12 protein-coding genes are annotated in these 13660 nt (G+C 46.8%); 9 read left to right on the top strand and 3 right to left on the bottom strand.

Annotated features, from left to right (window positions below):
- The first annotated feature begins 92 nt into the window (after positions 1 to 92).
- The 3 genes from AC1DYT_RS23505 to AC1DYT_RS23495 all read left to right on the top strand — a co-directional run bounded on the left by AC1DYT_RS23505 (position 93) and on the right by AC1DYT_RS23495 (position 2781).
- Positions 93 to 1367, top strand: a complete 1275-nt coding sequence (locus tag AC1DYT_RS23505) for a glycosyltransferase family 4 protein (protein ID WP_477471939.1) — start codon at positions 93 to 95, stop codon at positions 1365 to 1367.
- The gene (locus AC1DYT_RS23500) at positions 1364 to 2113 is read left to right on the top strand and encodes a glycosyltransferase family 2 protein (protein ID WP_477471938.1); all 750 of its coding nucleotides are present in this window, start codon (positions 1364 to 1366) and stop codon (positions 2111 to 2113) included. Before AC1DYT_RS23505 ends, AC1DYT_RS23500 begins: the two co-directional genes overlap by 4 nt.
- Positions 2114 to 2319: 206 nt before the next feature.
- The gene (locus tag AC1DYT_RS23495; protein WP_477471937.1) at positions 2320 to 2781 is read left to right on the top strand and encodes a ferritin-like domain-containing protein; all 462 of its coding nucleotides are present in this window, start codon (positions 2320 to 2322) and stop codon (positions 2779 to 2781) included.
- Between the two features lie 105 nt (positions 2782 to 2886).
- On the opposite strand, the gene AC1DYT_RS23490 is transcribed toward AC1DYT_RS23495, so the two are convergent.
- Positions 2887 to 4548 carry a M28 family metallopeptidase gene (locus AC1DYT_RS23490; RefSeq protein ID WP_477471936.1) on the bottom strand — a complete coding sequence of 554 codons (1662 nt, stop codon included), beginning with the start codon at positions 4546 to 4548 and terminating at the stop codon, positions 2887 to 2889.
- 391 nt (positions 4549 to 4939) lie between these two features.
- Here AC1DYT_RS23490 and ileS point away from each other — a divergent pair, with 391 nt between their 5' ends.
- From ileS to AC1DYT_RS23465, 5 genes are all read left to right on the top strand, one after another.
- A complete protein-coding gene (gene ileS / locus AC1DYT_RS23485) occupies positions 4940 to 8329 on the top strand; it encodes an isoleucine--tRNA ligase (RefSeq protein ID WP_477472005.1) in 3390 nt (1129 codons plus the stop codon).
- A gap of 1 nt (position 8330) precedes the next feature.
- Entirely contained in the window at positions 8331 to 8714 is a 384-nt protein-coding gene (locus AC1DYT_RS23480; protein ID WP_477471935.1) for a TraR/DksA family transcriptional regulator, read from the top strand.
- Complete coding sequence (locus AC1DYT_RS23475) at positions 8715 to 9320, top strand: lipoprotein signal peptidase (protein ID WP_477471934.1); 606 nt, start codon at positions 8715 to 8717, stop codon at positions 9318 to 9320. It abuts the gene before it with no gap.
- Positions 9321 to 9690: 370 nt separating this feature from the next.
- Positions 9691 to 10188 carry a thioredoxin family protein gene (locus AC1DYT_RS23470; protein ID WP_477471933.1) on the top strand — a complete coding sequence of 166 codons (498 nt, stop codon included), beginning with the start codon at positions 9691 to 9693 and terminating at the stop codon, positions 10186 to 10188.
- 348 nt (positions 10189 to 10536) lie between these two features.
- Positions 10537 to 11229 (top strand): SIMPL domain-containing protein, encoded by a 693-nt coding sequence (locus AC1DYT_RS23465; RefSeq protein ID WP_477471932.1) that lies wholly within the window; start codon positions 10537 to 10539, stop codon positions 11227 to 11229.
- A 108-nt stretch (positions 11230 to 11337) separates the two neighbouring features.
- Here AC1DYT_RS23465 and pyk read toward each other — a convergent pair whose 3' ends face one another.
- Both pyk and AC1DYT_RS23455 read right to left on the bottom strand, forming a co-directional pair.
- Positions 11338 to 12774, bottom strand: a complete 1437-nt coding sequence (gene pyk / locus AC1DYT_RS23460; RefSeq protein WP_477471931.1) for a pyruvate kinase — start codon at positions 12772 to 12774, stop codon at positions 11338 to 11340.
- A 65-nt stretch (positions 12775 to 12839) separates the two neighbouring features.
- The gene (locus AC1DYT_RS23455) at positions 12840 to 13265 is read right to left on the bottom strand and encodes an IPExxxVDY family protein (RefSeq protein WP_477461998.1); all 426 of its coding nucleotides are present in this window, start codon (positions 13263 to 13265) and stop codon (positions 12840 to 12842) included.
- Positions 13266 to 13408: 143 nt separating this feature from the next.
- Here AC1DYT_RS23455 and AC1DYT_RS23450 point away from each other — a divergent pair, with 143 nt between their 5' ends.
- Positions 13409 to 13645 (top strand): acyl carrier protein, encoded by a 237-nt coding sequence (locus AC1DYT_RS23450; protein ID WP_031266521.1) that lies wholly within the window; start codon positions 13409 to 13411, stop codon positions 13643 to 13645.
- Positions 13646 to 13660 lie beyond the last annotated feature (15 nt).

Raw genomic sequence — 13660 nt, 5'->3', positions numbered from 1 at the left:
TGATGCCCCCTGCTGATTAAAGATGGAGCGTTCAAAAGTAAAATTTTTAATTTTAGTATCATTATACTTGCCCCGATAATTGACATTGCCGAATGAAGGTTGCCCTCATAAACACATCTGATGCCGGCGGTGGCGCTGCCGAAGCCTGCATGCGCTTGCTGAAAGCTTTGCAATTGCAGCAGGTGGATGTTACTATGGTGGTGCAGCACAAAAACCGCAAAGAGCCGGCAGTGTATTCGGTTGAGAAAAACAGGCTGGATAAGCTCCACTCCAATTTCGATTTTTTTTACGAACGCCTACCCTTTATCGCCTTTAAGGCCAAAGACAGGAGCGTGCGCTTCGCTTTCTCTACCGCAAACGCGGGTACAGATATCAGCACCGAACCGGTAATACAGGATGCCGATATCCTACATATCCACTGGACCAATTCCGGCTTCCTATCTATTGCCGACCTCGACAAACTCATCAAATTAAACAAACCCATCGTGTGGACGCTGCACGATATGTGGATGTTTACCGGCGGCTGCCATTATGCAGGCGATTGCAACCATTTTGAGCTGGAATGCGGCAATTGCTATTTTTTACGGAACCCTAAGCCTAAGGATATATCGCACACTGGCTGGCAGCGTAAAAGCAAAATGTTTGCCGATGCTAAAAATATCTCCTTCGTTACCTGCAGCAACTGGCTTGGGCAGGTTGCTAAAACAAGTTCATTGCTCAGAAACGCCAGCATACAAGCCATCCCCAACCCAATAGATACCGAACTGTTTTCGCCACGGAAGATGGACGATGCCCGCAAGAAATGGGGCATCGACCTATCCAAAAAAATCATCCTGTTTGGCGCGGCCAACATTGCCGACAGGCGCAAAGGGCTGGCCTATCTGGTTGAGGCCCTGAGCTACCTCAAAAACTATCCCGGCACGGATGAGGTGGAGATAGTAATTTTCGGCAAAAACAAACGCTTCGATACCGCTACGCTGCCTTTCCCGGTGCATGCCCTGGATATCATCAAATCGCCGGGCGATTTGGCCGAGATATACAGCCTGGCAGATGTATTCGTGCTGCCATCTATAGAAGATAACCTCCCCAATACCATTATGGAGGCCATGAGCTGCGGTACGCCGGTGGTGGCTTTCGATACCGGCGGCATCCCGGATATGGTAGACCATCAGCAAAACGGTTATCTGGCAGCGTTCAAGTCGTCGGCAGATTTGGCCGCTGGCATAAATTTTGTGCTGAGTGCGGCTCAGCCAGCGATACTTTCCGATGCTGCGCGCCAAAAGGTACTGCGCGATTTTAATAACCAAAAAGTTGCCGGGCAGTATATCGGCCTGTATCAATCGCTGCTGGAAGGAGCAAAACCATGAAGCCAACGCTATCCGTAATCACCGTTGTTTACAATAACGTAGCCGATATCGGCCGCACGCTGCTATCGGTTTTGAACCAAACTTATGCGCAGATAGAGTACATTGTTGTAGATGGCGGCTCTACTGACGGTACGCTGGAGATTATCAAAACCTACCAAAACCGCATATCCAAACTCGTTACCGAACCTGACAAGGGCATTTACGATGCCATGAACAAGGGCCTCGCACTGGCCACCGGCGATTACGTCATCTTTATGAACTCGGGCGATGAGTTTTACGCCAACGATACCGTAGAAAAGGTTTTCGCGACCACAGATGCCGCAGATATCTATTACGGCGAAACCGAAATGGTAAACGCCCAACGCGAAAGCCTTGGGCGCCGCAGGCACCAGGCACCGGCCAAATTCAACTGGCGCAGCTTTAAATACGGCATGAGCGTGAGCCACCAGGCCATTTATATTCGCAGGGCGCTAACCCAGCCTTACGACCCGGCTTACCAACTAAGCGCCGATATCGACTGGATAATCCGCGCAGCCAAAAAAGCCAAAAAGATAGTGCGGGTAGAGGGTTATGTAGCTAAATACCTGGTAGGTGGCATGTCTAAAGCCAAGCATCGCCAAAGCCTGGAAGAACGCTTTGCCATTATGCGCAAACATTACGGCCTGTTGCCCACCGTTTTCAACCACATGGTTATTGCATTTAATTTGGGTACCTACTGGCTCAGACACAAACGAACTAATGATTAGCGGGTGCGGTAAAATACCATACAGCCTGTCCTAACCGGCCTGGTTCCGGCACCCTTTTTCTCCTTAAAACCCCAATAGATTTAATTTTTTTTTCTCGCTATAGCCATAGGGGACTCACTCCCCATTTTGATAATTTTTTTAATTACAAATTAATTAACGGCATGGTGCTTGCATATACACTATCAAACAAATAATAAAACATTACCATGGAAACTACCACCGAAAAATCAATCGAAGTACTAAACGACCTGATAGAAATCAACAACGATCGTATTGACGGTTTTACCCGCGCGGCCAAAGATTTGGGCGAAGGCGATGTGGATTTGAAGAACCTATTCGGCAAATTTGCTTCAGATAGCCGCCAGAATGTGCAGGAATTAAGCGCAGCAGTTGGCGAGGCTGGCGGCGAGTTGGAAACCGGCAATACCGTTGCAGGGACCATACACCGTGCCTGGATAGACGTAAAAGCCACCTTTAGCGGCCATGATCGCAAAGCCATACTGGCCGAGTGCGAACGCGGCGAGGATGCCATCAAAAGAGCGTACCGCGATGCTTTATCCGAAGATAACGGTTTATCGCAAGAGCAGGCTTCGCTGATAGCTAATCAACAACAAGAAATCAATTTAGGCCACGATAGCATCAAAGCCTTAAGGGATGCTCAGGTGTAACCTGATAATCCATTAACCGGGCGTAATCCTGACAGTACCGCCCAAATGCAAAAAGCCGCTTCCTATAAAAATGGAGCGGCTTTTTCTTTAATGACTTATACAGATTTACTGCGCCATAGATTTATCCCTTATCGCCTTAAATTCCGAGCCGGCTTTCCAGCCGGGGAAGGTGGTTTCGTTGCCCAGTTTTACGCCAATCTGATACATCAGATCGGCAGTTTGCGCCATGCCGAGGGTGTTCATGCTGTCGCTATACTCGTCTGACGGCTGGTGGTAGTGGTTATCGTTATAATCCTTGGCTTGTTCCAGTCCGTAGGCTTCGCCTTTATCTATGGAGGTTGCGCCGTTGTGCAAATCCAGCGCTGGCACACCAACCTTGGCAAAGTTAAAATGATCCGACCGGTAGTAACTGCCCGAGCCTGGCTTTTCATCGCCCTTAACGCCCCAGCCGTTCGGCTTGGTAAGCGCAATTACGTAATCGTCCAAATCGTTCTGGCCTTTGCCGGTGATAGAGAAATCGCTGGTTTCGCCAAAGGCCGAGAGTGCGTCGATATTGAGGTTCGCCACCGTTTTATTCAACGGATAAACAGGGTGCGTGCCATAATATTCAGACCCCAGCAGCCCCTGCTCCTCGGCAGTAACCGCCAGGAAAACGATGGAACGCTTCGGTTTATCCTTTGCCTGCGTAAACTTTTTGGCCACAGCCAATATCGCCGCAACGCCGCTGGCGTTATCTATAGCGCCATTGTAAATGCTGTCGCCCTTTGCATCGGGCTTGCCTTTGCCAAAGTGATCCCAATGGGCAGTGTAGAGGATGTATTCGCCCGGTGCGGTGCTGCCTTTCAGCGTGGCAATTACGTTATGCGAGGTAGAGTACTTCAGTTTATTTTTTAACGATATCGATACCGAGCTATTCAGCGGTACTGCTTTAAAATCTTTTTTACGGGCGTAAGCGCGCATATCCTCGGTAATACCGGCCCCGGCAAGCAGTTTTTTGGCGGCATCTTCGCTTAACCATCCCTCTATCTTGCAGCGGTTCATGTGCTTATCTGCCTGGGTAAGGTACAGCTTAGATCCTGTAAAGCTGTTTTGTATAACCTGCCAGCCGTAGCTTGCGGGCTCGGTTTGATGCACAATGAGCACCCCTGCAGCACCCTGTCGGGCAGCCTCTTCGTATTTGTAGGTCCAGCGCCCGTAGTAGGTCATGGTGTCGCCCTTAAATAACGTGCTCGAGCCCGATTTAAAGCCGGGGTCGTTTACCAGCACCACTACGGTTTTGCCTTTTACGTCCAACCCTTTATAATCGTTCCAGTTATACTCCGGCGCAACCACACCAAAGCCGGCAAAAACCAGCGGCGAGTTCTTCAGGTCGATAGCGGGCAGTTCCTGGCGGGTAGCAGCAACGAAGTCAACGGCCATCTTGCCGTCCAGCGACGTTTTGCCGGTAATTTGCATGGTAGGTTCGGCAGCGGCGCCAATCTCTACCATGGGCACATCCTGGTAGTAACTGCCGTTGTTGCCGGGTTCCAATCCCAGTTTTTTGAATTGGCCCGAAATATAGGCGATGGTTTTATCCTCGCCCAAAGTAAAAGGTTTGCGCCCGAGTAGCGAGTCGTTGGCCAAAACGGCGATATGATGTTTGATGTCGGCTGCCAGCGCGGTATCGGCAGTGGTGGTGGCGGTTTGCTTTTTTTCGTTGGAGCTACAGCCGGCAATCGCGGCGGCGATACCGGTTAGGGCAAATAAATTCCGGAGTTTAGTTTTCATAGAGAGCTTGTTGAAAACCAAATATAGGAAACAGCCGCGATGTTTGGAGATTTAACCGCAATGTGCCAATCAGAGAAGCGAACACAAGAATCGAAGAGTTTTTTACCACAAAGCGCACAAAGTAGAAATCACGAAGGGCGCAAAGCCTGTAAAGTTTGTGATTGGTTTAATGTATTGCAGGCCTACACGCGTCTCCGTTAGAAATTTATTCCTCTTCTGGTAAAAATCCTCGACTGAAAGCTTTGTGTTTCTTTGTGAAAACCTTTGTGGCCTTTGTGTTAAAAAATAGCCACCCCGTCGTAATTTTGCCTGTCCATCTCCTGCTTTTTCTCCTTTTTTAAGATAAAATTGCGTATTTTTGCAACCTTTAAAATTCGACGCGAACATATTGATGTACAAGGAATATAAGCAGTTAGATCTGTCGCAAACAGGGAAGGATATACTGGAGTTCTGGCAGCAGAACGGCATATTTGAAAAGAGCATAAGCAGCAGGCCGGCTACCAAGCCATACACTTTTTACGAAGGCCCGCCAAGCGCAAACGGGATGCCCGGCATCCACCACGTAATGGGGCGCTCTATTAAAGATATTTTTTGCCGTTACAAAACGCTGAAGGGCTACCAGGTAAAACGCAAAGGCGGATGGGATACCCACGGCCTGCCGATAGAGCTTGCTGTAGAAAAATCGCTTGGCATCACTAAAGACGATATCGGTAAAAAGATCTCCGTAAAAGAGTATAACGACGCCTGCCGCAAGGAGGTAATGCGCTATACCGACGTATGGAACGACCTCACCGAAAAAATGGGCTACTGGGTTGACCTGGAGAACCCTTACGTTACCTACGAGAACGAATACATCGAAAGCCTTTGGTGGATATTGCAACAGCTTTACAAAAAAGGCTGGTTGTACAAAGGCTACACCGTACAGCCGTACTCGCCAAAATCGGGCACAGGCCTTAGCTCGCACGAGCTGAACCAGCCGGGTACTTATAAAATGGTGAAGGATACCACCATCACCGCGCAATTCAAAATAAAACGCGACGGTGATTCCGAATTCCTATATTCCGGTGTCCCCACCGGAACAGATGTTTTCATCCTCGCCTGGACGACCACTCCATGGACCTTGCCATCAAACTGCGCACTGGCCGTTGGCGAAAATATCACCTACGTTAAAATAGCCACTTTCAACCCATACACCTACACGCCGGTTTGCGTGGTATTGGCTAAAGATTTGGTTAAAAAATACTTTAAAGCCGAAGGCGAGGGCGCCTCTTTTGATGATTACAAAGGCGGCGACAAAATCATCCCATACAAAGTTGAGGCAGAAATAAAAGGCAGCCAGTTAATCGGCCTCCACTACGAGCAGCTGATGCCTTACGTAACCAATGAGGACCTGGAGAAGAATGCTTTCCGCGTTATCCCGGCAGATTTTGTGACTACCGAGGATGGTACCGGCATTGTGCACACCGCTTCTGTTTTTGGTGCGGATGACTTTAGGGCATGTAAGGAAAACAACGTGCCATCAGTAATGGTGAAAGACGAAAACGGCAAAGATGTGCCGCTTGTTGATAAGCAGGGCCGCTTCGTAGAAGAAGTTACCGACTATGCCGGCCGTTACGTAAAAGAAGAATATTACAGCGATGCAGAGCGTGCCGTGGAAGGTTTTAAACCGACCGACGTACTCATCTCCATCAAACTGAAAGAAGAAAATAAAGCTTTCAACGTACAAAAGTACGAGCACAGCTACCCGCACTCGTGGCGCAGCGATGAGCCAATATTGTACTACCCGCTGGATAGCTGGTTCATTAAAACCACCGCCGTTAAGGATAAGATGGTGGAGTTGAACAAAACCATCAACTGGAAACCCGAAAGCACCGGCACAGGCCGCTTTGGCAACTGGCTGGAGAATTTGGTAGACTGGAACCTGTCGCGTTCCCGTTACTGGGGTACCCCGCTGCCTATATGGCGCGAGGAAAATGGTGGTGAAGAAAAATGTATCGGTTCGATAGCTGAGCTGAATGCGGAGATTGAAAAATCTATCGCCGCAGGCTTTATGCCCGCAGGTTTTAAGCTGGAAGATATGCACCGCCCGTATGTGGATGATGTGATCTTAACCTCTACCGCAGGCAATAAAATGCTGCGCGAGCCCGACCTGATTGACGTTTGGTTCGATAGCGGTGCCATGCCTTACGCGCAATGGCATTTCCCGTTCGAAAATAAAGATGATTTTAAAGCCGCTTACCCGGCAGATTTTATAGCCGAAGGTGTTGACCAAACCCGCGGCTGGTTCTTCACCCTGCATGCCATTGCGGTAATGCTAAGCGAAGCCAGCGACGAGATAAAAGCCGTAAATGCCGAAGTTGGCAATGGAGGCATCGCGTTCAAAAACGTTATAAGCAACGGCCTGGTGCTGGATAAGAATGGCAACAAAATGAGCAAGCGCCTGGGCAATGGTATCGATCCGTTCGAAACCATAAACCAATACGGTGCCGATGCTGCCCGCTGGTACATGATCAGCAATGCTGCGCCATGGGATAACCTGAAGTTTAACCTGGAAGGCCTGGATGAGGTTCGCCGCAAATTCTTCGGTACGCTGTACAATACTTACTCGTTCTTTGTGCTGTATGCCAATATAGATAAGTTTAATTACAGCGAAGCGGAGATAGCCATCAACGACCGCCCGGAGATAGACCGCTGGGTAATCTCGTTATTAAACACCCTGAGCAAAGAGGTGGATGCCTACTACGCCGATTTTGAGCCTACCAAGGCTGCCCGCGCCATACAGGAATTTGTGGATGTACACTTCAGCAACTGGTTTATCAGGCTGAGTCGCCGCCGTTTCTGGCGGTCGGATAGTACGGAGGATAAGCTATCGGCTTACCAAACGCTATACACTTGTTTAATTACTATCAGCAAGCTGATGGCCCCTATAGCGCCGTTCTTCGCCGAGCGTTTGTACACCGACCTTAACTCGGTTACCGGCAAGGAAGCTTTCGAATCGGTACACCTGGCCTACTTCCCCGAGTATAATGCCGAACTGGTTGATAAGGCTCTGGAAGAACGCATGGGCCTGGCGCAGGATATATCATCACTGGTGTTATCGCTCCGTAAAAAAATAGAGATACCGGTGCGCCGCCCCTTAGGCAAAATCTTATTGCCGATATTAGATAAGAACTTTAAGGAGCAGGTAGAGAAGGTAAAGGACCTTATCTTATCCGAAACCAACGTAAAGGCGATAGAATACATTACCGATACCGAAGGTTTCGTTAAAAAGAAGATAAAGCCAAACTTTAAAGCCCTGGGTGCCAAAGTAGGCAAGGATATGAAAGATGTTGCCGCCGCTATCAACGCGTTTGGCCAAACAGAAATAGCCAAACTCGAAAACGAAGGCACGATAGAAGTACTTGATGGTAAATATGCAATACTTACCACCGATGTAGAAATCATAGCAGAGGATGTGCCCGGCTGGCAGGTTGCAAATTTAGGAAAACTAACCGTGGCTTTAGATGTTACGGTAACCGAAGAGTTAAAACAGGAGGGAATATCGAGGGAGTTGGTAAACAGGATACAGAACCTGCGTAAGAGCAAAGAATTTGAAGTTACTGATAAGATAAACGTACGTATCAGTAACCATAATTATATAGCCGATGCAGCGAAAAATAATTTATCCTATATTTGCGCCGAAATTTTAGCTGATAGCCTTGTGCTTGATAATGAGCTAACTGAGGGCGACAAAGTGGAGATTGATGGAAATGAAATTTTAATAGCTATTAGTAAAAGTTAACATGAACCCAGAACCAGTAAAAACAAGATATTCCGACGCAGAATTAAAGGAATTTAAAGACCTGCTTTTAGAAAAACTGCGCAGCTCTAAAGAAGAGCTTGCGGCCCTGGCAACATCATTGAGTTCGCCAAATGCAAACGGTACAGATGATACCGCCGGTACCTACAAAACCCTGGAAGATGGTTCTGCAACCTTAGAAAAAGAGCAGATAAACCAGCTTGCTGCCCGCCAAAAGAAATTCATTGAGCAGTTAGAGGCCGCTTTGGTACGCATAGAAAATAAGACTTACGGTATTTGCCGCGAAACCGGCAAGCTTATCCCTAAAGAGCGTTTGCGCGCAGTGCCGCATACCACGCTTACTATGGAAGCAAAACTTAAGCAATAAATGAAGGCTGCTTATACAAAACCCTTCTTAACTGCTGCATTTATAGTACTGCTGGATCAGATTATTAAAATTTGGGTGAAGCAGCATATGGCCCCACTGGAGGAGATTCACTTCCTGGGCAACCGGGGTATGCTCCGCTACATCGAAAATAACGGCATGGCCTTTGGCATGGAACTGGGCGGCACGCTGGGTAAACTTACGCTTACGCTTTTCCGCATTGCAGCGGTAGGCGGCATAGCTTATGGCCTGGTGCACCTCATTAAGCATAAATATCATCGCGGGCTTATCATGATGGTGGCCCTGATACTGGCCGGCGCTTTGGGCAACATCATCGATTCGGTTTTTTATGGCGTTATTTACCATTATGCGCCGCTGTTTCAGGGCAAGGTTGTAGATATGTTCTACTTCCCCTTAATAGACAGCAACTTCCCGATGTGGTTCCCTATTTGGAAAGGAGAGCAATTCGTTTTCTTCCGGCCGATATTCAACCTGGCCGATGCGGCTATATCCATAGGGGTTATCATGATACTGCTGAACCAAAAACGCTATTTTAAGCACGAGGAGCCCGAAGTAAGCAGCCCCAACAGCGAAATGGTGGAGGATTAGTTTTAAGTAGGAAGTCTTAAGTAGGGAAGTCCGAAGACACACAATAAATATTAAACAGTAAAAGCGGCCATTGCCGCTTTTACTGTTTAAACGACCCCGTCATTGCGAGGCACGAAGCAATCTCTACGCAAGACAATCCACCTTGCAAATCGCTCTGCTTGTCGGGAGAATATTGATATTTTGATTTTTATTTAAGGTATCAATGAGCTCCCTTCGGTCGGTTGTCTTCGTGCCTCGATGACGCGGTGGTGATGGACTGCTTTCATACCTCAATGACGTGTAAGGCCTGCCGTGTCACGGAAAGTTTACACCCGCGCGACTGTTATTTGACGGCTAAACCCATATATTAGCAATTAACAACACAGCCCTTATGAAAAAGATACTTCTCATTGCCACCCTTATTGCATTTGTAAATATCGCTAAGGCGCAAACAACGCCCAGCCTGTATAATCCTGCTGCCGATGCCAAGGCCGATATTGCCGCCGCTGTAAAAAAAGCAGCTAAGGAGCATAAGAATGTATTGCTGCAAATTGGCGGCAACTGGTGCAGCTGGTGCCTGCGTTTCAACAAACTGGTTACCACGACCGATTCGCTGAACACCTATATGGAGAGCAACTACGTGGTAGTGCATGTAAACTACAGTAAAGAAAACATGAATGAAAAACTGCTGGCCGAATTAGGCTATCCGCAGCGTTTCGGTTTCCCGGTGTTTATTATACTGGATGATAAAGGCAACCGCCTGCATACCCAAAACTCCGGTTACCTGGAAGAAGGCAAAGGCTACGGCAACACCAAAGTGCTGGAGTTTTTCCAAAGCTGGTCGCCCGCCGCGCTGGATCCGAAGACTTATGCGGATAAGACGAAGTAGAAGAAAGTCTGAAGCCAGCAGTCAGAAAGTCCGAAGACGAGCGCGATTTTTAGAACTTGTATAAACGGAAAAAGCGGCAACAGCCGCTTTTTCCGTCTATACCCACCTCGTCATTGCGAGGAACGAAGCAATCCTCGGCAGGTAGGTCGAACCTGCAGAGCCGCTCCGCCTGCCCATGATTATTGATGTATTAATTTTTTGTTAAATGTATCAATGAGCTCTCTGTGGTCGGTTATCAGCGTTTCTCAGCGATGGCTTTGAAGTGTACTATCGCTCAATAACGCTTTTCCCCCTTTTCTATTCAATAATATCTATTATATTGCTGCCTAAACCTTAAAACAACTCATCATGAAAAAAATACTTATCGCTGTAGCATTCGCCATACTCGCCTTTACTGCATCGGCACAAACGGTAGATACCCGCCGTAAAATAGAAGTAAGCGGCACCGCCGAACAGGAGGTCATACCCGATATCATCAAAGTAACCATATCGCTGAAGGAATACTTTAAGGATAAGAAAAAGGTAACTATATCACAACTGGAGGCGCAATTGCAAAAGGCGCTTGCCGATGCCGGTGTAAATAAGGAGGACCTCAGCATTGACGATCTTTCGGCATCAAACTGGGAAGAACGGAAGAAACATTTAAATTTTTTGGCCAGCAAACAATATCTCATCAGGTTTAAAGAACTTAGCAAGTACAACCAAATTCTGGCTAAGCTTGATGCGAAAGGCGTAGAATCTACAGAGATAACCGACTATGACTATTCAAAAATAACAGCAGTAAAAAAGGAATTGAAGATAAAAGCCCTTTTGGCGGCGCGCGACAAGGCCGAGTACTTATTAAATAGCGTAGGCGAAAAGCTGGGTGGAGTTCTTACTATTTCTGAGAGCGATGATTTTATGTCACCATACGACAATAATCGTTTGGCGATGAACGTGGCACAATACCGTAATGAATATTCAGGTTCATCCGATTCAAATATCAATTTCAAAACCATCAAGTTGCGTTTCCAGGTTTCTGCGGTCTTCGAAATTAAATAACAACATGCTGCTTATAAACAAAAGAGGGTTACCGCTCATCGCGGTAACCCTCTTTATTATTTTTCAATCCTGCGTCTTCCGGACTTTCCGATTAAAGACTTCCGACTGTTATTCCACTACACTCACCCTAAGCATGTTGGTTTTACCATGTTTGGTGATAGGCACCGCTGCAGTATTGATAACCACATCGCCAACGTTTATCAGGCTTTGCGCTTTCAGAATGTCGTTTACATCGGTTATGGTTTGGTCGGTGCTTTCTAACTGGTCGTAGTAAAAAGCACGTACGCCCCAAACAAGGCTCAGCGCGTTCAGGAGCTGTTTGTTTGATGTAAAGATATAAGTACCGGCTTTTGGCCTGTAACTCGAAATTTCGAAGGCTGTGTAGCCCGAGGTGGTCATAGATACTATACCGGCCGCTTTGGTGTGCTCGGCTAAATAAACCGCGCTGCCGCAAAGGTTATCGCTCAGGAAATTCGGATGCGCAGTATCCAGATTTTCTTTCTTCGATGCGTTGAAAGGATAGCCTAAATCTTCTACGTTACGAACGATCTTGGCCATTGTTTCAATAACAATAACCGGGAACTCGCCAACAGAAGTTTCGCCGCTTAGCATCACCGCATCTGCGCCATCCAATACCGAGTTGGCTACGTCGTTCACCTCGGCACGCGTTGGACGCGGGGTAGTAATCATGCTTTCCAGCATCTGGGTAGCTACGATAACCGGTTTAGAAGCATCGCGGCATTTGCGGGCAATCATTTTTTGCAGCAAAGGCACTTCTTCCAGCGGGCACTCAACGCCCAAATCGCCGCGGGCAATCATCACGCCATCAGTAGCGGCTATAATCTCGTCGATGTTTTCGATAGCTTCGGGCTTTTCAACCTTGGCAATTACGCGGGCCGCTTTGCCGCTTTCTTTTATGATGCGTTTAAGGTCAATGATATCCTGGCCGGTGCGTACGAAAGAAAGGCCCACCCAATCAACATCCCACTCCAGGGCATATTTAAGGTTGGCTATATCGTCTGGCGTTAAGCTGGGGATAGATACCTTGGTGTTTGGCAGGTTAACGCCCTTGCGCGATGTTAAAATACCGCCATGTACCACCTCGCAAATAACGGTATCAACGCGGTTGGTGTCTATAACCTTCAGTTGCAGTTTGCCATCATCCAACAGGATAATTTCGTTTGCCTGCACATCCTGCGGGAAGGTTTCGTAAGTAATGTATATTTGGTTGTCGTCGCCAACGCATTCGTGCGTGGTAATGTTAATGCGCGTACCGTTTATAAGGTGTATGCCGCCATCTTTTACCTGCCCTATGCGGATTTTTGGGCCTTGCAAATCGGCCAGGATGCCAACGTTGGTTTTGTACTCGGCGTTTATCTCGCGAATGAGGTCGATAAATTTCTTGTGGTCTTCGGGTTTGCCATGCGAAAAGTTCAGCCGGCAAACGTTCAGTCCGGCGCGTATCATCGATATTAAAACATCTTTTTTGGAACACGCAGGCCCCATGGTGGCAACAATCTTTGTACGATTATAATAAAAATTCATATTCTCAGGTTTAAATCGGGCTATATTATACTATATAGTGTAGTATTGACACATCAAAATTTGCGCTAAAATAACAGATTTTCCCGTGATTTTATTTTTTTCGGTTCAATCTTTACGGCGGCTACCACTTCGGGTATCTTATTAAGTGCCGAAATTAGGCTTTCAAGATCGTTTTCGTCGATATAATTTTTAATTAAAATAAAATAATCGGCTTCGCGCATTTCGGGCACAAGGTAACCGTCTGAACCCTTATTACCAATAAAAATAAAGTCAGTTTCGGTGTTTTCCCAGCTATGCTGATAAATAGAGAACAAAATCTCGCTTCCGCCGGGCCCTATATCCAGTTTGAGGTCGTCTTTGCGCACAAAATTAAAGTTCAAACCTTTGTTGATAAGATAACAAATGCGGTAATCTTTAAGCGATGTAGTGAGCGCAATTAATATAAAATCAAAATCGATCTCAAACTTTAAATTTTTCCTGTTCAAAATCATTATTTTTACGGCGTTAAAATTACTAATCCAAACCTTTGCAATAAAATATTGTTCTGATAATTATGCGAAGTTTTTAGGTTTGATATTTAACATAATTTATTTTTCTTTGCACTGAAAATTATTAATCATTAAAAATTAAGACTATGTCTGATATCGCTTCAAGAGTAAAAGCTATTATCGTGGAAAAACTGGGTGTTGACGAAAGTGAAGTTACCCCAGAAGCAAGTTTCACCAACGATCTTGGTGCGGACTCTTTAGACACCGTGGAACTAATCATGGAGTTTGAAAAAGAATTTAACGTTGCAATACCTGACGATCAGGCCGAAACTATCGGTACTGTAGGCCAGGCCGTTGCTTACCTCGAGAAAAACGTTAAATAAGCTCCTCTTAAAACT

Source organism: Mucilaginibacter sp. P1_D10, from assembly GCF_056406215.1.
Note: the sequence above shows the minus strand (reverse complement) of the source record. Positions and strands in the feature narration are given on the sequence as shown.